22 protein-coding genes are annotated in these 21,603 nt (G+C 69.6%); 11 read left to right on the forward strand and 11 right to left on the reverse strand.

The window, feature by feature from the left end; translation table 11 throughout:
- Positions 1–70 precede the first annotated feature (70 nt).
- Positions 71–1,351, forward strand: a complete 1,281-nt coding sequence (locus AWQ71_RS01695) for a GH1 family beta-glucosidase (RefSeq protein WP_067125326.1) — start codon at positions 71–73, stop codon at positions 1,349–1,351.
- Positions 1,352–1,439: 88 nt separating this feature from the next.
- Here AWQ71_RS01695 and AWQ71_RS01700 read toward each other — a convergent pair whose 3' ends face one another.
- Positions 1,440–2,327: a coiled-coil domain-containing protein gene (locus tag AWQ71_RS01700; RefSeq protein ID WP_245658060.1), complete on the reverse strand. Its 888-nt coding sequence runs from the start codon at positions 2,325–2,327 to the stop codon at positions 1,440–1,442.
- Positions 2,328–2,580: 253 nt separating this feature from the next.
- On the opposite strand from AWQ71_RS01700, the gene AWQ71_RS01705 reads away from it, so the two are divergent.
- Complete coding sequence (locus AWQ71_RS01705; protein ID WP_067125329.1) at positions 2,581–4,017, forward strand: aldehyde dehydrogenase; 1,437 nt, start codon at positions 2,581–2,583, stop codon at positions 4,015–4,017.
- 229 nt (positions 4,018–4,246) lie between these two features.
- Here AWQ71_RS01705 and AWQ71_RS01710 read toward each other — a convergent pair whose 3' ends face one another.
- Both AWQ71_RS01710 and AWQ71_RS41245 read right to left on the reverse strand, forming a co-directional pair.
- Positions 4,247–5,002, reverse strand: a complete 756-nt coding sequence (locus AWQ71_RS01710) for an alpha/beta hydrolase (protein ID WP_245658061.1) — start codon at positions 5,000–5,002, stop codon at positions 4,247–4,249.
- Positions 4,999–5,484, reverse strand: a complete 486-nt coding sequence (locus tag AWQ71_RS41245; protein WP_218001599.1) for an ATP-binding protein — start codon at positions 5,482–5,484, stop codon at positions 4,999–5,001. Before AWQ71_RS41245 ends, AWQ71_RS01710 begins: the two co-directional genes overlap by 4 nt.
- Positions 5,485–5,593: 109 nt before the next feature.
- Here AWQ71_RS41245 and typA point away from each other — a divergent pair, with 109 nt between their 5' ends.
- The 3 genes from typA to AWQ71_RS41250 all read left to right on the forward strand — a co-directional run bounded on the left by typA (position 5,594) and on the right by AWQ71_RS41250 (position 8,427).
- Positions 5,594–7,447 (forward strand): translational GTPase TypA, encoded by a 1,854-nt coding sequence (gene typA, locus AWQ71_RS01715; protein WP_067125333.1) that lies wholly within the window; start codon positions 5,594–5,596, stop codon positions 7,445–7,447.
- A 167-nt stretch (positions 7,448–7,614) separates the two neighbouring features.
- Positions 7,615–8,235 (forward strand): superoxide dismutase family protein, encoded by a 621-nt coding sequence (locus AWQ71_RS01720; protein ID WP_067125336.1) that lies wholly within the window; start codon positions 7,615–7,617, stop codon positions 8,233–8,235.
- A gap of 51 nt (positions 8,236–8,286) precedes the next feature.
- Positions 8,287–8,427, forward strand: a complete 141-nt coding sequence (locus tag AWQ71_RS41250; RefSeq protein WP_157570130.1) for a hypothetical protein — start codon at positions 8,287–8,289, stop codon at positions 8,425–8,427.
- Positions 8,428–8,529: 102 nt separating this feature from the next.
- Here the strand turns inward: AWQ71_RS41250 and AWQ71_RS01725 are convergent, their stop codons facing one another.
- The 5 genes from AWQ71_RS01725 to AWQ71_RS01745 all read right to left on the reverse strand — a co-directional run bounded on the left by AWQ71_RS01725 (position 8,530) and on the right by AWQ71_RS01745 (position 13,409).
- Positions 8,530–10,071, reverse strand: a complete 1,542-nt coding sequence (locus AWQ71_RS01725; protein WP_067125338.1) for a helicase HerA-like domain-containing protein — start codon at positions 10,069–10,071, stop codon at positions 8,530–8,532.
- The gene (locus tag AWQ71_RS01730; RefSeq protein ID WP_067125339.1) at positions 10,068–10,871 is read right to left on the reverse strand and encodes a polysaccharide deacetylase family protein; all 804 of its coding nucleotides are present in this window, start codon (positions 10,869–10,871) and stop codon (positions 10,068–10,070) included. Before AWQ71_RS01730 ends, AWQ71_RS01725 begins: the two co-directional genes overlap by 4 nt.
- A 24-nt stretch (positions 10,872–10,895) precedes the next feature.
- The gene (locus AWQ71_RS01735) at positions 10,896–11,201 is read right to left on the reverse strand and encodes a hypothetical protein (protein WP_067125340.1); all 306 of its coding nucleotides are present in this window, start codon (positions 11,199–11,201) and stop codon (positions 10,896–10,898) included.
- A 427-nt stretch (positions 11,202–11,628) separates the two neighbouring features.
- A complete protein-coding gene (locus AWQ71_RS01740) occupies positions 11,629–12,759 on the reverse strand; it encodes a sensor histidine kinase (protein ID WP_067125341.1) in 1,131 nt (376 codons plus the stop codon).
- The gene (locus AWQ71_RS01745; protein ID WP_067125342.1) at positions 12,756–13,409 is read right to left on the reverse strand and encodes a response regulator transcription factor; all 654 of its coding nucleotides are present in this window, start codon (positions 13,407–13,409) and stop codon (positions 12,756–12,758) included. Before AWQ71_RS01745 ends, AWQ71_RS01740 begins: the two co-directional genes overlap by 4 nt.
- Positions 13,410–13,499: 90 nt before the next feature.
- Here AWQ71_RS01745 and AWQ71_RS01750 point away from each other — a divergent pair, with 90 nt between their 5' ends.
- The 4 genes from AWQ71_RS01750 to AWQ71_RS01765 are packed head-to-tail and all read left to right on the forward strand — an operon-like array spanning position 13,500 to position 16,823.
- Positions 13,500–13,979: a hypothetical protein gene (locus AWQ71_RS01750; protein ID WP_084258330.1), complete on the forward strand. Its 480-nt coding sequence runs from the start codon at positions 13,500–13,502 to the stop codon at positions 13,977–13,979.
- Positions 13,976–14,995 carry a peptidoglycan-binding protein gene (locus AWQ71_RS01755; protein WP_067126115.1) on the forward strand — a complete coding sequence of 340 codons (1,020 nt, stop codon included), beginning with the start codon at positions 13,976–13,978 and terminating at the stop codon, positions 14,993–14,995. The genes AWQ71_RS01750 and AWQ71_RS01755 overlap by 4 nt, the downstream gene beginning before the upstream one ends.
- Positions 14,992–15,648 carry an ABC transporter ATP-binding protein gene (locus AWQ71_RS01760; RefSeq protein ID WP_067125343.1) on the forward strand — a complete coding sequence of 219 codons (657 nt, stop codon included), beginning with the start codon at positions 14,992–14,994 and terminating at the stop codon, positions 15,646–15,648. Before AWQ71_RS01755 ends, AWQ71_RS01760 begins: the two co-directional genes overlap by 4 nt.
- Positions 15,645–16,823, forward strand: coding sequence for an ABC transporter permease (locus AWQ71_RS01765; RefSeq protein ID WP_067125344.1), 1,179 nt, complete (start codon positions 15,645–15,647; stop codon positions 16,821–16,823). Before AWQ71_RS01760 ends, AWQ71_RS01765 begins: the two co-directional genes overlap by 4 nt.
- Positions 16,824–16,870: 47 nt before the next feature.
- Here the strand turns inward: AWQ71_RS01765 and AWQ71_RS01770 are convergent, their stop codons facing one another.
- A complete protein-coding gene (locus AWQ71_RS01770) occupies positions 16,871–17,455 on the reverse strand; it encodes a helix-turn-helix domain-containing protein (RefSeq protein WP_067125345.1) in 585 nt (194 codons plus the stop codon).
- Positions 17,456–17,542: 87 nt separating this feature from the next.
- On the opposite strand from AWQ71_RS01770, the gene AWQ71_RS01775 reads away from it, so the two are divergent.
- Positions 17,543–18,385, forward strand: a complete 843-nt coding sequence (locus AWQ71_RS01775) for a DMT family transporter (protein WP_084258332.1) — start codon at positions 17,543–17,545, stop codon at positions 18,383–18,385.
- A 126-nt stretch (positions 18,386–18,511) separates the two neighbouring features.
- On the opposite strand, the gene AWQ71_RS01780 is transcribed toward AWQ71_RS01775, so the two are convergent.
- Positions 18,512–19,099, reverse strand: coding sequence for a sigma-70 family RNA polymerase sigma factor (locus AWQ71_RS01780; protein WP_061255234.1), 588 nt, complete (start codon positions 19,097–19,099; stop codon positions 18,512–18,514).
- A gap of 262 nt (positions 19,100–19,361) precedes the next feature.
- On the opposite strand from AWQ71_RS01780, the gene AWQ71_RS01785 reads away from it, so the two are divergent.
- Positions 19,362–20,435: a PLP-dependent cysteine synthase family protein gene (locus AWQ71_RS01785; protein WP_067125351.1), complete on the forward strand. Its 1,074-nt coding sequence runs from the start codon at positions 19,362–19,364 to the stop codon at positions 20,433–20,435.
- Between the two features lie 104 nt (positions 20,436–20,539).
- Here AWQ71_RS01785 and AWQ71_RS01790 read toward each other — a convergent pair whose 3' ends face one another.
- Positions 20,540–21,544: an ABC transporter substrate-binding protein gene (locus AWQ71_RS01790; protein ID WP_067125355.1), complete on the reverse strand. Its 1,005-nt coding sequence runs from the start codon at positions 21,542–21,544 to the stop codon at positions 20,540–20,542.
- Positions 21,545–21,603 lie beyond the last annotated feature (59 nt).

Here is a 21,603-nt window from a genome sequence, read left to right on the forward strand (position 1 = left end):
TCGCCCATTCTCTCCCGCCCGGAAGTCCTGCGCGTTAACATGAGCGTCACTCATATCCGAAAGGGTGACAATGTTCCTCTGGGGTACGGCTACCGCCTCCTATCAGATCGAGGGCGCGGTCTCCGAGGACGGACGCGGCGTCTCGGTCTGGGACACGTTCTCGCACGAACCCGGCCGGGTCCGGGACGGGCACACCGGCGACGTGGCCTGCGACCACTACCATCGCTGGCCCGAGGACGTCGCGCTGATGGCCGACGCGGGGCTCAACGCGTACCGCTTCTCCGTCGCGTGGCCGCGGATCCAGCCCACCGGGCGCGGCGCGGTCAACCAGGCCGGGCTCGACTTCTACGACCGGCTGGTGGACGGCCTGTGCGAGAAGGGGATCACCCCCGCCCTGACGCTGTTCCACTGGGATCTCCCCCAGGCGCTGGAGGACGAGGGCGGTTGGCTCAACCGCGATACATCCCAATATTTCGCGGATTATGCGGCCATCGTGGCGGAACGGCTGGCCGACCGGGTCCCGATGTGGATCACCCTCAACGAACCGTTCGTCCACATGACGTTCGGATACGCCCTCGGCGTCCACGCGCCGGGCCGGACGCTGTTCCTCGACGCCCTTCCCGCGGCGCACCACCAGCTCCTCGGCCACGGCCTCGCCGTGTCCGCGCTGCGGGCGAACGGCGCGGACCAGGTGCTGATCACGAACAACTGCACGCCGGTGTGGCCCGCCTCGGACGCTCCCGAGGATCTCGCCGCCGCCGAGGCGTACGACGCCCTGCACAACCGCCTGTTCAACGACCCGCTCTTCGCCGCCTCGTATCCCGATTTTTCGGCGTTCGGCGTGGAAGAGCTGGATTTCATCCACGACGGGGATCTGGAGACGATCGGGCAGCCGCTCGACGGCCTGGGGATCAACTACTACAACCCCACCCGCGTCGCCGCCCCCTCCACCGACGCGCTGCCGTTCGACGACGCCGGCATCACCGGCTACCCGACCACGGCGTTCGGCTGGCCCGTCGTCCCCGACGGCCTGCGCGAGCTGCTCGTCTCCCTCAAGGCGAGGTACGGCGCGGCGCTCCCGCCCGTCTACATCACCGAGAACGGCTGCTCGTACGAGGGCATCGACGACCAGGAGCGGATCGACTACCTCGACGGCCACATCGCGGCGGTCAGGCAGGCCCAGGCCGAGGGCGTGGACGTCCGCGGCTACTTCGTCTGGTCGCTGCTCGACAACTTCGAATGGGCCGAGGGGTACCACCAGCGGTTCGGCCTGGTCCACGTCGACTTCGCCACCCAGAAGCGCACCCCGAAGGCCAGCTACCACTGGCTGAAGCGGCTGATCGCCGGGTGACCCGCGCGGCGTCCGGAGCCGCGCCTCCACGCGCCCGTCCCCGGATGCCCCCGCGGGGCCGCCGGCACGGCACATGCCGTACGCGGGATCAGAGCACGGAGACGTGGACGTGGTCGTAGTGGTTGGCGGTGATGCCTCCGCGGTCGGACATCATCCGCCAGCCCGCGCCGGTACGCATGTCGTAGAAGCGCTGCTGCCAGATGATGTACATGATCCCGTACTTGTCGGCGTTGTCGATGCACCACTTGGCCAGGGCGTCACCGCGCGCCTTGGCCACGGCGTCGGGCATCCGGCCGCCGCCGCTCATCATGAAGTCGCAGGCCCGGCCCTTGCCGTGCTCCCCCGGGTCGCCGACACGCAGGCAACCAACACTGAACGGCATCGGGAACGTCTGCATGACCTCGGCGCGCAGCGTGATCAGGCGCTGGGTCAGGCCGGACGACGAGCCGGGGACCTGGAAGCCGAACTTGGCCAGCTTCTGCTCGACCTCGTGCTGATTGGCCTTCAGCTCCTTGATGTGCTGCTCCAGCTGAGCGATCTTCCCGTCGGCGTCCTTCGCCGCCTTCTTCTCCTCGGCGATCAGCGTCTTGATCGAGGCGACCCGCTGGGTCTTCTCGCTGGAGAGGTACGAGACGATCGAGGAGGCGCCGAGGTCGGCCTGCGGCATCAGGAGCAGGGAGTCGTCGATCCCTCCGCCCATGTACGCGGTCTGGGCGAACATCGTCAGCTTGCGCTCGGCGGCGGCCAGAGAGCGCTTGAGCCGCGCCACCCGGCCGGAGGAGTTCTCCGCGAGCTTCTGGGTGTCCTCAAGGCTGACGATCTCGCCGCGGTACGCCTTGGTGAGCTCGGCGGCCTCCTCACGGAGCTTCTTGAGCTTGGCCTGCTCGTCCGGCGCGGCCTGGGCACCGGGAATGGCGAGCGCGCCGAGGAGCGCGGTGAACACCACCGCCAGGCCGACCCAGCGCCCCGGTTGCACGTGATCCCCCCCTGCTGACGGTCCGAAACTATAGAAGGTGATCTTGATAGTTGCCACCTGAACGGGGGATCCTGTCCGGCTTTAAGGCGTTTGCCGGACTTGACCGGATATGGAGTGTCTTGCCAGCCCTGACAGAACATGATTCGGTCCCAATGGCGGCCGGGTACTTGTCCTGCGACGCCACGGCACACAAACTGTCTACCAACCAAGCATTCGCTCAAATGAGGCGCGCCCGACCGGGAGGCGGACCACCATGCTTCAGCACGACAAACTCTTCATCGGGGGCGACTGGGTGGCCCCCGCGGGCACCGGAACCATCGACGTCGTGTCCCCGCACACCGAGGAGGTGGTCGGGCGGGTCCCCGACGGCACCGCGGCCGACATGGACCGCGCCGTCGCCGCCGCACGCGAGGCGTTCGACAACGGGCCGTGGCCCCGCATGAGCATGGCCGAACGCGCCGCGGTCGTCGGGAAGCTCGCCGAGATCTACGCGGCGCGGCAGAACGAGATCGCCGAGGTGATCACCCTGGAGATGGGGTCGCCGATCACCTTCTCCCAGCTCGCCCAGGCCCCGCAGCCGCTCGGGATGCTCCAGTACTTCGCCGAGCTGGGCGCCACCTACGCCGTCGAGGACGAGCGGCCCGGCATGTTCGGGCCCATCACGGTGCGCCGCGAGCCGGTCGGCGTCGTCGCCGCCGTCGTGCCATGGAACGTCCCGCAGTTCGTCATCATGACCAAGCTCGCCCCCGCGCTCGTCGCGGGCTGCACGATCGTCGTCAAGCCCGCCCCCGAGACACCGCTCGACTCCTACCTCCTCGCCGAGATGATCAAGGAAGCCGGGATCCCGGACGGCGTCGTCAACATCGTGGCCGCCGGCCGCGAGGCGGGTGAGCACCTGGTCTCCCACCCCGGCGTGGACAAGGTCGCCTTCACCGGCTCCACCGCGGCGGGCCGCCGCATCGGCGCCATCTGCGGCGAGCAGCTCAAGCGGTGCAGCCTGGAGCTCGGCGGCAAGTCCGCCGCCATCATCCTGGACGACTGCGACCTGCCCTCCGCGATGGGCTTCCTGTCGATCGCCTCGCTCATGAACAACGGCCAGGCGTGCGTCGCGCAGACCCGCGTCCTCGCCTCACGCAACCGGTACGACGAAATCGTGCAGGCCGTGGCCGACATGGTCGCCGGCCAGCCGGTCGGCGACCCGGCCGACCCCGCCACCGGCATCGGCCCGCTGGTGGCCAGGCGGCAGCAGGAGCGGGTCGAGGGATACATCAGGACCGGCCTCGACGAGGGCGCCAAGGCCGTCATCGGCGGCCTCGATCGGCCGTTCGATCGTGGCTGGTACGTCGCCCCGACCGTGTTCGCCGGGGTCACCAACGACATGCGCATCGCCCGCGAGGAGATCTTCGGCCCGGTCCTGGCGGTGATCCTGTACGACGACGAGGCGGACGCGATCCGGATCGCCAACGACAGCGACTACGGCCTGTCCGGGTCGGTCTGGACGGCGGACACCGAGCACGGCATGGACGTCGCCCGCCAGGTGCGCACCGGCACCTACGGCGTCAACATGATGAACACGATGGAGCCGTCCTCGCCCTTCGGCGGCTACAAGGCGAGCGGCCTCGGCCGGGAACTCGGCCCCGAGGGCCTGTCGGCCTACCTGGAGTACAAGTCGATCGCCCGTCTCGGCTGAGGCGGCTTCCCGGGCCGGGGAGACACCCCACCGGTCCCGCACGACGCGCCGCGCGCGAGATGTTCCCTCGCGCCTCGCGTGGCCCGTACGGGACCGGGAGGCCCGCCCAGCGCGCCCCCGCGACGCTGGGCCACACCATGACTACACAATGGTGCGCACCGATCACCCCTAATCGGTGGATTGGACCACTCCCGAGGGGTTTGATCCGCACAACTCTGGTAGACGACCGTTATACGGGTTTGGTTCGCACGATCCACGAACCGATTTTTCGCACCAGGTCCGGAGTGGCCGCGGCCTCGGCGTGACCGTACCCCGGGATGATCCACATCTCCTTCGGGTCGCGGGCGTTGCCGTAGAGCTCGTGCGGGTGGTCGAGCGGGAAGAACGGGTCCGCGTCGCCGTGGACGATCAGCAGCGGCGTGGGGGTGATCAGCGCGGCCGCCTCGAACGGCGGCAGCGGCACGGGGTCCCACCGCCCGGACGCGATCCTGGTCCCCTTGACCCACCGCGCCGCGAGCCGGCCCTCCGGGCGCTCGATCGCCCAGTGGACCTGGCGCATCGGCTTGGTGCCCCGGTAGTACCACCACGCGGGCGCGCTCACCGCGACGATGCCGTCCACGCCCCGGTGCAGCGCGGCGTGCCGTACGGCCACGGCGGCGCCCATGGAGAAGCCGACGGTGACGACCCGCCGATAGCCGATGGACCTGGCGTGCTTGACGGCCGCGTCGAGGTCCAGCACCTCCAGGTCGCCGACCGTCGACTCACCGGTGGAGCGCCCGTGGCCGCGGAAGTCGAAGGAGAGCACCCCGCCGAACCGGGACAGGACGTGCGTGATGCGGCGCGTGCAGGGGGCCCGCCAGGATCCGGTGAACCCGTGGGCGATCACGATGCCGAGGTCGAGGGAGTCGTTGGGCGTGTGCGCGGCATCGATCCGCACACCGTCCGACGTGCGCAGCATCGCCGCGAAGGCCGGAGCGAAGGTCATATCAGCCAACTGTAACCGCGGCCTCCGACCGCGATTCCAGCAGGTTTCCCACAGCCCGCCTCCCACGATTCGAGCGTCACAGAATCGAAGAGAGACGCCCCCGGGAGAGTGGAGGCCGCCGCCTCGGCGGCGAACAATCGCAGTTCCTCACCCATCGGCCGTCCTGACGCGGTGAAGAACAGGTGAGGAACGCCGGAACGTTCGACGAATTCCTCCACAAGCCGGGACTTCCCCACCCGCCGCCGTCCCCTGAGGAGCAGCGCCCGCCCGGGACGGCCGATCGCGCCGCCGTCCGCCGTCTTTCCCAGCCAGCGGTGGAGTCGCGCGAGCTCCCGCTGTCGGCCGATGAATCGGCGCATCAAGCTCCTTGTACTCTCATGAATGAGACCATCACCCGTGGAACTCTCATCGACGAAACCATCGGCGATAAGCGTGGGAATGTGCCGGATCGTGCGACCATGGCGCGCGGCGGTGACGCGCATCAACTAAAATCTGAAGGTCGCACTCGCGGCCAGACGTCTCGCGGCGGGACACGAGCCGGTTCCCGGGACGCGGACGGACAGCCCCAACGAACCAGAGCGAGACTCCACTATGCCATTGAACAGCCGCGACGACCTGCGGAACATCGCGATCATCGCGCACGTCGACCACGGCAAGACCACGCTGGTGGACGCCATGCTGTGGCAGTCCGGGGCGTTCCGGGCCAACCAGGACGTCGACGAGCGTGTCATGGACTCCAACGACCTCGAGCGCGAGAAGGGCATCACCATTCTCGCCAAGAACACCGCGGTCAAGCACGGGGGCATGACGCTCAACATCATCGACACCCCCGGCCACGCCGACTTCGGCGGCGAGGTGGAGCGGGGCCTGTCCATGGTGGACGGCGTCGTGCTGCTGGTCGACGCCTCCGAGGGTCCGCTGCCGCAGACCCGATTCGTGCTGCGCAAGGCGCTGTCGGCCAAGATGCCGGTCATCCTGTGCATCAACAAGGTCGACCGGCCGGACGCCCGGATCGCCGAGGTCGTCGACGAGGTCTACGAGCTCTTCATGGACCTCGACGCGACCGAGGACCAGATCGACTTCCCGATCGTCTACGCGTCCGGCAAGGCGGGCCGCGCATCCCTGAACCGTCCCCAGGACGGCGAGATGCCCGACTCCGAGGACCTGGAGCCGCTGTTCGAGACGATCACCTCGACGATCCCGGCCCCGGTGTACGACCCGACCGCACCGCTGCAGGCGCACGTCACCAACCTGGACGCGTCCAGCTATCTCGGCCGGATCGCCCTCTGCCGGGTCCACCAGGGCACGATCAAGAAGGGCCAGCAGGTCGCCTGGTGCCGCACCGACGGCACCGTGCAGAAGGTGAAGATCTCCGAGCTGCTCATGACCGAGGCGCTGGAGCGCAAGCCCGCCGAGGAGGCGGGACCGGGCGACATCATCGCCATCGCCGGCATCCCCGAGATCATGATCGGCGAGACGCTGGCCGACCCGGACGACCCGCGCCCGCTGCCGCTGATCACCGTGGACGAGCCCGCGATCTCCATGACCATCGGCACCAACACCAGCCCGCTGGTCGGCAAGGTCAAGGGCGCCAAGGTCACCGCCCGCATGGTCAAGGACCGGCTCGACAAGGAGCTGGTCGGCAACGTGTCGCTGCGGGTGCTCCCGACCGACCGGCCCGACGCCTGGGAGGTGCAGGGCCGCGGTGAGCTCGCCCTGGCCATCCTGGTCGAGCAGATGCGCCGCGAGGGCTACGAGCTGACCGTCGGCAAGCCGCAGGTCGTCACCAGGGTGATCGACGGCAAGACGCACGAGCCGGTCGAGCGGCTCACCGTCGACTGCCCCGAGGAGTACCTCGGCTCCGTCACCCAGCTCCTCGCCCTGCGCAAGGGCCGCATGGAGCACATGACCAACCACGGCACCGGCTGGATCCGGATGGAGTTCGTGGTCCCGGCCCGCGGCCTGATCGGCTTCCGTACCGAGTTCCTCACCGAGACGCGCGGCACCGGTCTGGTCCACCACGTCTTCGAGTCGTACGAGCCGTGGTTCGGCGACCTGCGCACCCGCAACAACGGCTCCCTGGTCGCCGACCGCTCCGGCCCGGTCACCGCGTTCGCCATGCTGAACCTCCAGGAGCGCGGCACGCTGTTCGTCTCTCCGACCACCGAGGTCTACGAGGGCATGATCATCGGTGAGAACTCACGGTCCGACGACATGGACGTGAACATCACCAAGGAGAAGAAGCTCACGAACATGCGCTCCTCCACGGCGGACGAGACCGAGAAGGTCATCCCGCCGCGCGTCCTGTCGCTGGAGCAGGCGCTGGAGTTCATCCGCGACGACGAGTGCGTGGAGATCACGCCCGAGACCGTCCGCCTCCGCAAGGTGGTCCTCGACGCCGCCATCCGCGGCCGGGCCGCCGCGCGGGCCAAGCGCTCCAACTGATCACAGCGAAACGCCCGCCCCGGCCGGCTCCCAGAACGGGAGTCGTCCCGGGGCGGGCGTTCGCGTTCCCGGAGCCGTTTCCCGCCCCGGGCACGGGTCAGGCATGGTTTCCTTCGTAACGCAAGGTAATCGGAAGGACACTCATCGCACGAAGCAGGGGAGAGACCATGCCCGGAAGGACACACCTCGCGCTCGCCGTGACGCTCGCGCTCGGCGCGGCGGTCATCGGATCCTCCGCCGCCGAGGCGGCGCCCGGCCACATCGCCCGGCCACTCGACGCGACGCTGCGTGACGCGGCCGGCAAGCGGGTCGGCGTGCTGCGCGTCGAGGACGAGGGCCAGGCGACCCGGATCACCGTGAGCGTCTGGGGGCTGCCGGCCGGATTCCACGGCTTCCATGTCCATACCACCGGCAGGTGCGACGCCAGGGCCGTGGATCCGGCGACCGGGAGCCCGTTCACCACGGCGGGCGCGCACCTCGACCTCGCCACACCCGCCACACCCGGCGGCCATGGCGGGCACGGCGGGCACGACGGCGACCTGCCCGCGCTGCTCGTGGGCCAGAACGGCACGGCCCGCGCCTCCTTCGTCACCGACCGGTTCCGGGTCGCGCAGCTCGCCGACGCGGACGGCAGCGCCGTCGTCATCCACGCACTGCCGGACAACTACGGGAACATCCCCTCCCGCTACTCCCACCCGGCGGACACGACGGGCACCACGGGCGCGGACGCGACCACCCTGAAAGCCGGCGACACAGGCAACCGCATCGCCTGCGGCGTGCTCCGCTGACGCCCCAAGTCACCGCCCAGCAGAGCGCAAGAGGCCGGCGGCACCATCAACGTGAGGAGAGCGCCACGGGGCCCGGCGCCTCCCACCGAGAGGGGGAATCCCGCCATGAAGTACGCCACCGCGATCGTGTGCTCCACACAGATCGGCGCCTGGCTGCTCATCGGAGCGCTGGCGCTGCTGATGACCCGGTGAATCCGGTACGGCTCGCGCCACCGCGCGAGCCGTACAACCGGCGGGGAACGGGCCTCGGAAATCGCGGGCGTCGGACCCGGAGCCGGCGGCGCAGTGGGGAGCTCAGCGGCGGCGGCGGGCGGTGCCGAAGATCGACCGCGTGATCTCCCTCCCGAGGGCGGACGCCGCCGAACGCGCCAGCGACCGCAGCGCGGGCGAGCGGAGCACCCCCTCAAGCGGCGTCCTCTCCCCCGGCCGCTCGCGCGCCTCGTCGCGGCGTTCCCGTGGCTCCTCGCGCCTCTCCCGCCACCGCTCCGGCGTTTCGGCGGGTGCCGTGGGGGCGGGCGCGGGCGGGGAGAGCCGGGCGTTCAGCATCTCGTACGCCGACTCCCTGTCCACTGCCGTGCCGTACTTGGGGAGGAGTGGGGAGGAGGCGATGGCCTGCCGGACCACGGCGGGGTCCGAGGGGGCCATCAGGCTCTCCGGGGCGCGCAGCCGGGTCCAGGCGACCGGGGTGGGCGCGCCCGTCTCCGACAGCACGGTCACCACCGCCTCCCCGATGCCGAGCTGGGTGAGCAGCTCCTCCAGGTTGTACGACGACGCGGGGAAGGTGGACACGGTCGCCCTCAGGTCCTTGGCGTCCTGGGGCGTGAAGGCGCGCAGCGCGTGCTGCACGCGCGAACCGAGCTGGCCCAGCACGTCGGCGGGCACGTCCTTGGGCGTCTGGGTGACGAAGAAGACGCCGACGCCCTTCGAGCGGATCAGCCGCACGGTCTGCGTGATCGCCTGCAGGAACGCCTTGGACGCCCCGTCGAAGAGCAGGTGCGCCTCGTCGAAGAAGAAGACGAGCGTGGGCTTGTCCGGGTCGCCGATCTCGGGCAGCCCCTCGAACAGGTCCGCGAGCAGCCACATCAGGAAGGTCGAGAAGAGCCGCGGCCGGTCCTGTACGGCGGGCAGTTCGAGGACGGAGATCACTCCCCTGCCGTCGGACGTCGTACGGAGCAGGTCGCGGGTGTCGAACTGGGGCTCGCCGAAGAACGCCTCCGCCCCCTGCGCCTGGAAATTGATCAGCGCGCGCAGGATCACCCCGGCGGTCTGCGGGGCGAGCCCGCCGACGCCCTTCAGCTCTTCCGGGTTGCCGGTGAGGTGCTGGATGACCGCGACCAGGTCCTTCAGGTCCAGCAGCGGCAGGCCGTGCCGGTCGGCGAAGTAGAAGATCAGCCCGAGCGAGGACTCCTGGGTCTCGTTCAGCCCGAGCACCTTGGCCAGCAGCGTCGGCCCGAACGCGGTCGTCGTGGCCCGCAACGGGATGCCGTCGCCGATGCCGCCGAGCGAGAAGAACTCGGTGGCGCAGGCCTTCCCGGTCCAGGGCTGGCCGATCTCGGCGGCCCGCGCGCTCACCCGGTCGGAGGGCGCGCCGGGCGAGGCGAGGCCGGACAGGTCGCCCTTCACGTCGGCCAGGAACACCGGAACGCCCTGCGCGGCGAGCTGCTCGGCCATCATCTGCAAGGTCTTGGTCTTGCCCGTGCCGGTGGCGCCGGCGACCAGACCGTGCCGGTTCATCATCCCGAGCGGGATCCTGATCTTCTCCGCGGGGTCGGCCCGCCCGTCCGCCACCAGCGCGCCCAGCTCCAGCGCGGGCCCCTCGAAGTCGTAGCCCTTCATCGGTCGGAGTACCGCTTTCCCGGCTTGAGATCGCCGAAGAGCTCGGACACGGTCACGTACGTGAACCCCTTCTTGTCGAACACGTTCAGCAGGCGCGGCAGTGCTTCCACGGTCGTTTTGTGGATGTCGTGCATCAGGACGATCTGTCCTGGTTTCGCGGCCGTGCTGCGCTGGACGACGAGCTTGGGCACCCGGTCGCGCCAGTCGAGGGTGTCGACCGCCCAGAGAACCTGTCCGAGCCCGAGCCGCTTCGCCTCGCCGGCCACCCTGCGGTCGGTCGCTCCGTACGGCGGCCGCAAGGCGTGCATACGGACGCCGGTCACCTGTTTGACCAGCCGCTCCGTACTGACGACCTCGTGTTTGAGCGCCGCGTCACTGAGCGAGGTGAGATCGCGGTGGTCCCACGTGTGGTTGCCCAGCTCGTGCCCGTCGGCGACCATGCGCCGCAGCACCGGCTGGTCCTCCTTGTGGATCATCTCTCCGACCAGGAAGAACGTCGCCCGGGCGTAGTGCTTGGCGAGCACGTCGAGGACGTGCGAGGTGTAGTTTCCCGGCCCGTCGTCGAAGGTCAGGGCCACGCACTTGACGTGCGCGCACGAGATGTGGCGAGGCTGCGGCGGCCGGGGCGTGCCGCTCGGTGCGGAAGAAGGCGAGGGCGAGGGGGCCGGGGACGGCTGCGCGCCGGCCGGGCCGGTCGGGCGGGGCGTCGGGGCGGGGCGCGGCCCGGCCGACGGGCGGGGCAACAGGACACCGCATCCGGACACCAGCAGCAGTGCCAGACAGGTGAGGCCGACCCGCATGTGTTCCCCCCGAGCTGGCGGGGATCAGGGATATCCCTTGGCCTTGTCCCCCCGTATGACCCTGGCCAGGTCCTCCCACCAGGGCGGCACGTTCGCTCGGAGATCGGCATATCTACGGGCCACCCGGATGGCACATCCGGAAGGGTCACTACCCACGTGACGGCGTTTCACGGAGGCCTCCTGCCACCGGTAAAACCCGTCGCGATAGCTCACCACGAGGCCGATCCAGACCGACAGCGTGGCACCGTCGCCGATCTCGTACGCGTCGGAAACGCCGAGGGCGGCGAGCTCGGCGTGCAGTTTCGCCATCGCGTCCGCGGACTCAGCCATCGCTCGCACTCCGTGGCCGCAGAAGGGCACGGAAAGGACGGACCAATAGATTTTGTTCGGGGGCGGGAGAACTCATGGAGTAATCATGGGGCTCCAGCCCGTTACCTCGCAGGAATATTGGCCTGACCGTTGCTACGGGCATCGCTGTCGAGATCCCCGTGAGTCGCACTCTGGATGACTTCCCGAGGAAATGGGGCGGCCAAACGCCCACACACTCCCATCTTCATCACGCTATGACAAAGCTCCCCCACCCCACCGTCACCACCGAAAGGGTGATGGCCGACATCTGTGACTTTGATGGCTTGATGGCGTGAGTTACCCCGGCGGTATTCGGCGGTTTGTTGGTGAGGCCGCTCAGTGGGTGTGGCGGGGTGAGGCAAGGACGCCGGTGACTTCGGCGATGGCTTCGCCGCCGGGTCGTCGTGCGTCACACGGCCTCTCGCGGTGAGGCGGTGCCCGGGCCCGGCAATCGTACGGTCACCACCAGGCCACCGCCGTCGCGAGGGACGGCCGTCACCGAGCCGCCGTGACCGCGGGCGATGGAGCGCACGATGGACAGGCCGAGGCCGAATCCCCTCCCACCGCCGGTACGCTCGCGGTTGAGCCGCCGGAACGGCTGGAACAGCGACTCGATCTCGTAGTGCGGCACGATGGGCCCCGAGTTGGCCACGGTCAGCACCACGTCCTCGCCGACAGTCTCCGTGGTCACAGAGACGAGCCCGGAGGGCACATTGTGCTCGACGGCGTTCTCCACCAGGTTCTGCACCAGCCGTTCGAGCAGGATCGGATCGCCTCTGGTGATCGCGGCGGCCGCGCCGTCGCAGGGCACGCCGAGCTGGTCGCAGACGTGGCCGGCGATGTCGGCCAGGTCGACGGGGGTGCGCTCGGTGATGCCGTGCTCGGAGTCGGCCAGTGTGAGCAGGCCGTCTATCAGCCGTTCGTGCCGTTCGTTGACGGTCTGCAACGACGTACCGAGCTGGATGCAGTCCTCCGAGGCACCCGGCCTGCTGACCGCGAGCTCCACCAGCGTCCTGTTCATGGCCAGCGGGGTGCGCAACTCGTGCGAGGCGTTGGCGACCAGCCTGCGCTGTCCGTCGAAGGCCGCGTCCAGTTGCTCCACCATCAGGTTGAAGGCGTCGGCCAGGTCGCGTACCTCGTCCTGCGGGCCGTCCATGACGATCCGTTCGTGCAGTCCCCGCCCCGCGCCCACGGACAGCCGCCGCGCGGTCTCGGTGACACGGTGCAAGGGCTGCAGCGCCCGGCCCGCCACCAGCCAGCCGAACCCGACCGAGGCCGCGCCGACCAGCAGCAACCCGATCGCGCCCTGCGATATCAGGGAGGTGGTGGTCACCGTGCGGATCCGGTCGCTCAGCATCTGCCGGCCCTCGTCCATCGGCGGTCCAGACGGCGCGGACGACAGAATGTGCTTGCCGCTGATGGCCGAGGGCACCTGCTGGGACACCAGCAGGGTCGTGACGCCGAGCAGCACCACTCCGCCCACCAGGAAGAACGCCGCGTATACCAGGGTCAATCTGGCCCTGATCGTGAGCTTCTTCATGCGATGCGGTACCCGACTCCAGGAATGGTGTCGATCACTGGGACCTCCAGCTTGCGGCGCAACTTCAGAATCGTCACCCGCACGACGCCGGTGAACGGGTCGGTGTGCTCATCCCAGGCCCGCTCCAGCAGGTCCTCGGCCGACACCACCGCCCCATCGGCGCGCAGCAACTCGGCGAGTACGGCAAACTCCTTGCGCGACAGGGCGACGTAACGCCCGTCGCGGTAAACCTCCCGCCTGGCCAGATCCATCCGGAGGCCACGGCGGCTGAGGACCGGAGGCGTGATGCGCCCGGTGCGCCGCAGCAGCGCCTGCACTCTGGCCGACAACTCGGCCAGTGCGAACGGCTTGGACAGGTAGTCGTCAGCGCCGAGCTGGAGGCCCGCCACCCGATCCCGTACGGCCGCGGCAGCGGTCAGCATGAGAACGCGGGTTCGTGAGGTCGATTCCACAATCGATCGGCACACGTCGTCGCCGTGGACGGCAGGAAGATCACGGTCGAGGATGACCACGTCGTAGTCGTTCACTTCCAGCCGCTCCAGCGCCGAGCCACCGTCGTTGACCACGTCAACGGCCAGCGCGTCGCGACGCAGCCACTCGGCGATGCCGTCGGCCAGCACCGGTTCGTCCTCAACGATCAGAACACGCACGCTCAGAAGTTCTATCCGGTTGTGTGTATCGCCACAGTTAACGTTCGCGCTAACGCCACGGTAATCGGCTCTGCGATGAACTCCGGGGCCATGAAGACGAAGACGCTGATCACGCTCCTCGCCGTGGGCCTCCCCCTGACTGCCTGCGGCGCCCAACCCGAGCCCAGGGTCGCCACCGCGAGCGGCGCCACGGCGAGCGTGGCCGCGAGCCCTTCGGCCGCCGGTGACGGAGAGGTGGCCTTCGCCCGGTGCATGCGAGGTGAAGGCGTCGACATCAAGGACCCGACCGACGGCCGCTTCCAGGTCAGCAGCGACATCGCCGAGAAGGAGAAGATGGACGCGGCGATGGCCAAGTGCGGTCACCTCCTCCCCGGCGGACAGGGCGGCAAGCCGAGTACTCAAGATCTCGATAGCGCGCGCAATCAGGCAAAGTGCATGCGCGAGAACGGATACCCCAAGTTCCCTGACCCCGACCCCAGCGGAAGGATCAAACTGGATGTCGGAGCCCTCGGAGCCAGCCCTGACGACCCGAAGTTCACGGCCGCGATGGAAAAGTGCCGCGCGGCATGACCGGCCGGATCGCGGCCGGGACGCTGATCCTTGCAGCGGGCTGCGCCACCACCGCGGTGATCGTGCTCGGCGGGCACGGCGACGAACCGGCCACCCGCGACGCCGCGCCCGCCGCCGTCGCCGAGGTCACCAAGCAGGACCTGGCCGACACCACGACGGCCACGGGGATCGTGGGCTACGGCCGCGAGCGCCCGCTCGCCGCGGCCGCTCCCGGCACGGTCACCGCGCTCCCCGCCGTCGGCTCGACGGTCCGTCGCGGTGGCGTGCTGTTCAAGGTCGACCAGGTCCCCACCGTGCTCTTGTACGGCAACGTGCCTGCCTACCGGACGCTGCGGTCCGGCGTGCGAGGGGCCGACGTCCGGCAGCTGGCAGAGAATCTGCGCGAACTCGGCTATCGCGGTTTCACCGTCGACAACGTATTCGGCAAGGAGATCGCGCGGGCCGTACGCAAGTGGCAGAAGGACCTCGGCGTCAAGCAGACCGGCATGGTCGAGCTCGGCCGGGTCGTCTTCCAACCGGACGCTGTCCGCGTCAACGACCAGACCTCAGGGCCTGGGACGCTCGTCCATCCGGGCTCTCCGCTCCTGACTTTCACCGGGACCGAGCACTTGGTCACCGTACGGCTGGACGAGACCGAATACCGGCTGGCCAAGATCGGCGCGACGGCGACGGTCAAGACACCGTCCGGCGAGCAGGTCCAGGGAAAGGTCGCGACCGCGCAGTTCGTAGTCAATTCCGATCAGGGAGGCACGACCACCAAAGTGGAGCTGACCGTGGCGATCGGGGCCGTCGGCTGCGACCGGGCGGCGGTCGATGTGACGCTCGTCTCCGAGGTGCGCGAGGGCGTCCTCACGGTGCCGATCGCGGCGCTCCTGGCACTGTCCGAAGGCGGGTACGGCGTCGAGCTCGCGGGCGGCCGGATCGTTCCGGTCCGGACGGGGCTGTTCGCCGGCGGGCGTGTCGAGGTGTCAGGACAGGGACTCACCGCCGGCCTGAAGGTGGGGATGCCGACATGATCGCGCGGCTCGAGGGCGTCACCAAGGCCTACCCCGGTGGTGTCATCGCGCTGGATGACGTCTGGCTGGAGATCGAGGAGGGCGAGCTGCTGGCCATCGTCGGGCCGTCCGGGTCGGGCAAGTCCACCATGTTGCACGTCCTCGGCACCTTGGACCGGCCGACCAGCGGCCGGGTGCACCTCGACGGCCAGGACGTGGCCGCGCTGCCGGACCGTGCCCTGTCGGAGCTGCGGGCCACCAGGATGGGGTTCGTGTTCCAGCAGTTCCACCTGACCACAGGGGCGTCGGCGCTGGACAACGTGGCCGACGGGCTGCTGTATGCGGGGGTGCCGCTCGGGCAGCGGCGCGCCCGCGCGCTGGAGGCGCTCGACCAGGTGGGCCTCGGCCATCGCGTACGGCACCGGCCGCACGAACTGTCCGGCGGCGAGCGGCAGCGCGTGGCCATCGCCAGGGCGGCCGTGCGCCGGCCTGTCCTGCTGCTGGCCGACGAGCCGACGGGCAACCTCGACTCGGCGGCGGGCGCGGGCGTGCTCGCGCTGCTACGGGAGCTGAACGCGTCAGGGACCACGATCGTGGTGATCACGCACGACCTGGAGATCGCGCACGCCCTGCCCAGGCAGGTACGCGTGCGGGACGGGCGGGTGCTGCCATGACGGCGCTGTCGGCCAGGGACGTGATCAGGGTGGGCGGGGCCGGGCTGCGCACCCGGCCGCTGCGAGCCCTCCTGTCGGCCCTCGGCATCGCCATCGGGATCGCCGCGATGGTGTCGGTCGTCGGGATCTCCGCTTCCAGCAGAGCCGAGCTGGACCGGACCCTGGCCAGGCTCGGCACCAACCTGCTCACGGTCGCGCCGGGCCAGACCGTCTTCGGGAAGCAGGCGCAGCTGCCGCAGGAAGCGGCGGCCATGATCCGCAGGATCCGCCCGGTGACGGGCGCCGCCGCCACCGCGCTGCTGCCCGACGCGCACGTGTACCGTCACGATCGGATCCCTGCCGCCGAGAGCGGCGGCATCGCCGTCGTCGCCACAGAGCTCACCGTCCCCGATCTCATCGGGGCGACCGTGGCGCGAGGAACCTGGCTCAACGCCGCGACGGCCCGGTACCCGGCCGTCGTGCTCGGCTCGACGGCGGCCGAACGGCTGGGCGTCACGGCACTGGGACGGCAGGTGTACCTGAGCGGACACTGGTTCACCGTCATCGGCCTGCTGGACGCGGTGCCGCTCGCGCCGGAGTTGGACTCCTCCGCGCTGATCGGCCGGCCCGCTGCCGCAAGGTACCTGTCGTTCGACGGGCATCCGACCACGATCTACACCCGCACCGAGGACTCGGCCGTGGAAGCGGTGCGCGCCGTGCTGGCCGCCACCGCCAAACCTCAGGTGCCCGGCGAGGTGAACGTGTCCAGGCCATCCGACGCGCTCGCCGCTCGCCAGGCGACAGATCGGGCGCTGACCGGCCTGCTGCTCGGCCTCGGCGCGGTCGCCCTGGTCGTCGGGGGCGTGGGCGTGGCCAACACCATGATCATCTCGATCCTGGAACGCAAGGCCGAGATCGGGCTGCGCCGGTCACTCGGCGCCACACAGGGGCAGATCCGCGTCCAGTTCCTGACCGAAGCGCTGCTGCTGTCCGGCCTCGGCGGTCTCGGCGGCCTGTTCCTGGGCGCCGCGGTGACCGGTGTGTACACGGCCATCCAGGCCCTGCCGATGGTGATCCCCGTCTGGGCGCCGGCCGGCGCCCTGGTCGCGACCCTGCTGATCGGCAGCCTGGCCGGCCTCTACCCCGCCATCCGTGCCAGCCACCTGGCCCCGACAGAGGCGCTGGCCTCGCCCTGACCAGCCGCTCAGCATCGGTCACCTCGCCGCTGCTCTACGACGGCCTGTCAATAAGGCTGGTCGGCCTGCTCGCGGGGTTCGATGACGGCCATCATGAAGCGGAGCGGGCCGTCCCCCTCGTTCGCGTAGCGATGCGGCCGGTCGCCGCTGAAGACGACCGCCTCGTCGGCCCCGACCGTGTGGCTCTTGCCGTACACGGTGAGGGTGAGCTCGCCCTCCAGGACGCTGAGCATCTCGCGGGTGCCGGCCGGGTGCGGGTCGCCGTCGTGGTGCTCGCCGGGACCGAGCCGCCAGTCCCACAGTTCGCAGATGGCCGGCGCGTCCGCGCCCACCAGCAGCCGCGCCTCGCCCCCGCTCGCGTGGCGGAAGGTCACCACGTCGGCGGCGTGGACGACCCGGACGACGGGGGTCTCGGACACCTCAACGAGCCGGCCGACCGTGACCCCGAGGGCCTCGGCGATCCTGCTCAGCGTGTTGATGCTGGGGTTGGTCCGGCCCTGCTCGATCTGGATGAGCATGCCGCGACTCACCCCCGACCGAGCCGCGAGCTCGTCGAGTGTCATCCCGCGATGGGCGCGCTGCCCGCGCACGTTGGTGGCGATGGCCGCGCTGATCGTCTCCAGATCCGGCATGTGTACAGCCTAGTGAATCTGATTTGCAATCTGTTGCACTCAACATGTTGTATGAACAGTGCAATTCAGTGAACTGTGAGGTGCGCGGTGACGGCAGTGGCGCTCGCTACGGCGTGTGCGGTGATCTTCGGTACGGCCGACTTCTTCGGCGGGCTGGCCACGCGACGATCCCGCGTGCTCGCGGTCGTCGTGATCTCCCAGCTCGGCGGGCTGGTGCTGGTCTGCGCCCTCATGCCCGTCCTGCCCGGGGAGGCGAGCCCGGCGGCGCTGCTGTGGGGCATGGCCTCGGGCGTGGCCGGGGCCGCCGGCATCGTTCTGTTCTACCGGGGCCTGGCGTCGGGGATGATGTCCGTGGTCGCGCCGACGACGGCGACCACCTCCATGGCGGTCCCCGTGCTGTTCGGGCTGATCCAGGGCGAGCGGCCGTCCGTCACCGCGATGGTCGGGATCGCGCTCGGCCTGCTCGCCGTGCTCCTGGTGAGCCGCGACTCCGCCGCCGGCCCGTCCGGCGCCCGGCTCGGCCCGATCGTGAGCGCGCTCGCGTCAGGCGCGGGCTTCGGTGGGTTCTTCGTGCTGCTCAAGCTGGCCCCGGCCGGCTCGGGCCTGTGGCCGCTGGCCGGGGCGCGCATCGCGTCGATCTCGCTGGTCGTGCTGCTGGCGCTCGTCTCGCGCCGGACGCTGCGCCCGATCCCGGGGGCACTCCCGGTGACGATCGCGGCCGGCGTGCTCGACATGGCCGCCAACATCCTCTACCTACTGGCGGCCCGCGGCGGGATGCTCAGCCTGGTGGCCGTACTGGTGTCGCTCTACCCCGCGAGCACGCTGCTGCTCGCGCGGTACGTGCTGGACGAACGGCTCAACCGGGTGCAGATCGCGGGGGTGGGGTTCGCGCTCAGCGCGGTGGCGCTGATCGCCGTGCCGCACACCTAGTGCGTTTCCGTAAACGTTCACCGGGATCGAGGGAGAGGAGCGGAAGGGAGCGAGGACCGCAGGTTCCTTCGGGCGGAGTGACCGACCCGTCCAGGTGCGTGGACCCCCCACTGAAGGCGGGTGCGGTCAGGCGGCGACGGGCACGCGGACGACGCCCTCCTCGCGGGCGTATTCGGCGAGCATGCCGCGGAGCTGGCGGCGGCCCCGGTGCAGCCGGGACATCACGGTGCCGATGGGGGTGCCCATCCGGTCGGCGATCTCCTTGTACGCGAACCCCTCGACGTCGGCGAGGTAGACCGCGACCCGGAAGTCCTCGGGCAGGGCGCGCAGCGCGTTCATGACGGCACTGTCCGGAAGCTGCTCAAGCGCCTCGGTCTCCGCGGACTTCAAACCGGTGGACATGTGCGACTCCGCCGCGGCGAGCTGCCAGTCCTCGATCTCCTCGGCGGCGGACAGCTTGGGCGAACGCTGCTTCTTGCGGTAGTCGTTGATGAAGTTGTTCGTCAGAATCCGGTGCAGCCACGCCTTCAAGTTCGTGCCCTCACGGAACTGGTGGTAGGAGGTGTACGCCTTGGCCACCGTCTCCTGGACCAGGTCCTCGGCATCGGCCTGGTTGCGGGTGAGACGCATGGCGGAGGCGTAAAGCTGACCGGTCACCGGGACGACATCGCGTTCGAACCATGCCTGGCGCTGCTCATCGGTCATCGTGATCATTTCCATCCCCCTACGCGAAACTGCTCCCCCGCTACCCCTCCGGCGTGAACCCATGCGGGCGCCCGGGACCTGTTACGTCGCTCGACATCGTTGCAGGGGACTCGTAAGCGAAGTGTTAAGGGTCGTGCCTGGTCAGAGGGGTCACCGCGGACGTGGGCCAGCACGGCGAAGTCACGTGCGGCCCGTCTAAGTCTCATTACAATAACACTCATTACTCGATCCTGTAGAAATTGTGGCAAACCTCACTAGCTAGGGTTATGGCATGGAATACGTGGAACGGCACGACCCGGGCATCCGTCGATGGGCGGCGGACGCCATCCAGGCCGTGGAGGCCGACGCGAACCGCAGTTGCGACACGCACCTGCATGTCTTCCCGCTCCCTCCGCACTGGGGCGTCGATCTCTACCTCAAAGACGAGTCGGTCCACCCGACCGGTTCACTGAAGCATCGGCTCGCCCGTTCCCTCTTCCTGTACGGCCTGGCCAACGGCTGGATCGGCCCGACGACCACGATCATCGAGTCGTCCAGCGGCTCCACCGCGGTCAGCGAGGCGTACTTCGCCCGGCTGCTCGGCCTGCCGTTCATCGCGGTGATCCCGGCGAGCACGTCACCGGAGAAGCGGGAGATCATCGAGTTCCACGGCGGCAAGTGCCATCTCGTGGACGACCCCTGCGCGATCTACGCGGAGTCCCGGCGGCTGGCCGAGGAGACCGGCGGCCACTACATGGACCAGTTCACCTACGCCGAGCGGGCCACGGACTGGCGGGGCAACAACAACATCGCGGAGAGCGTCTTCAATCAGATGGCCCTGGAACGGCATCCGGAGCCCGCGTGGATCGTGGTGAGCGCGGGGACCGGCGGCACGTCCGCCACCATCGGGCGCTACATCCGGTACCGGCGGCACCAGACGCGGCTCTGCGTGGCCGACCCCGAGGGCTCTGCGTTCTACCCCTCCTGGGTCGCGGGCGAGGAGCGGCCGGGGACGGGCTCCCGCATCGAGGGCATCGGCCGCCCCCGGGTCGAGCCGTCGTTCATGCCCGCGGTGATCGACCGGATGACCCAGGTGCCCGACGCGATGTCGATCGCCGCCATGCGGTGGGTCAAGGAGGTCACCCGCCTCGACGTGGGCGGCTCGACCGGGACCAACATGGCGGCCGCCGTACAGATCATCAAGGAGATGCGGGCGGCGGGTGAGCGGGGCAGCGTGGTGACGCTGATCTGCGACGGCGGCGAACGTTACCGGGACACCTACGGCGACGACGGCTGGCTCGAACGCCAGGGCATCGACATCGCGCCGCACCTGGAGGAGCTGCGCGCCTTCCACATACCCGCATAACCCACGCGCGGGCCCTCGTGCCCCCGCCCCGCCTCCCTACGCGAGACGCCGGCCAGGTCGCATCACCCCCGGCCGGCGTCTCGCGTAGGCGTACGCGCCGGACCTCAGGCCTGCCGGGCGGGGTCCACGCCGAAGGCCGCGGCCAGGTCGTCGAGGATGACGTGCGCGCCCTGCATGCCGACCGCCGACATCCACGTCTGGTCGGAGACGTCGTGCTTCTCGCCCTTGAGCTTGCCCCACAGCGGGTTGGCGGTGAACTTCTTCTTCGTCTCGTCCGCCGCCGGGTCCTGGTACGAGCTCACGAAGATGTGGTCGGCGTCGAGGTCGGCGATGCGCTCCTCGCTGATCTCCACCATGATCGTGTCGGTGACGGTCGGCTGCCCCTCCGGCCGGGGGAATCCGACGTCCTTGAGCACGACCCCGGAGTAGGAGTTCTCCACGTAGAGCCGGACCGTCGGCTCACCGGCGAACCTGACGATGGAGACGGTCGGCATCTTCCCGCCGTTCTTCTCCTTGATCTCCTCGCCGATCTTGGTGGCGCGGGCCGCGTACGCGCTGATCCGCTGCTCGGCGAGGTCCTCCTTGCCCAGGGCCTTGGCCACCAGGCGGAGGTTGTCCTTCCAGATGGCGCCGGTGGTCTCGCTGAAAACGGTCGGGGCGATGGCCGAGAGCTTGTCGTACAGGGCCTCGTGGCGGACCTTGGCCGACACGATGAGGTCCGGCTTGAGCTCGGCGATCTTCTCCAGGCTGGGCGCCTCCAGCGTGCCCACCGGCACCGCGTTCGCCGCGTTGGCCAGGACCGGCCGCAGATAGTCGGGCAGCTTCTCCTCGATCGACCGGTACTGCGTGTAGCCGACGACCTCGGTGTCCAGCGTCAGGACGGCGTCGACGAAGCTCTGGTCGAGCGCGACGACGCGCTTCGGCTGCGCCTTCACCTCGGTCTTGCCCATGGCGTGCTCGACCACCCGGGGGTACCCCGTCTGGGCGGCCAACGTCGCCTCCGTCGTCCCGCTCGCGTTCCCCGGGTCGGTCGCGGTGGTGGACGAGCCGCAGGCGGCGACCGCCATGGCCAGCACGATCCCGGCGCCCAAGGCGCGAAGCGCTCTCATCAAAAACCCGGCCTTTCTTAGGTAAGGGAGCCCTAAATTAGCTAAGGCTCACCTAAGCC

The sequence above is a fragment of the Microtetraspora malaysiensis genome (genome assembly GCF_001528665.1).
Classification (GTDB): domain Bacteria; phylum Actinomycetota; class Actinomycetes; order Streptosporangiales; family Streptosporangiaceae; genus Microtetraspora_A; species Microtetraspora_A malaysiensis.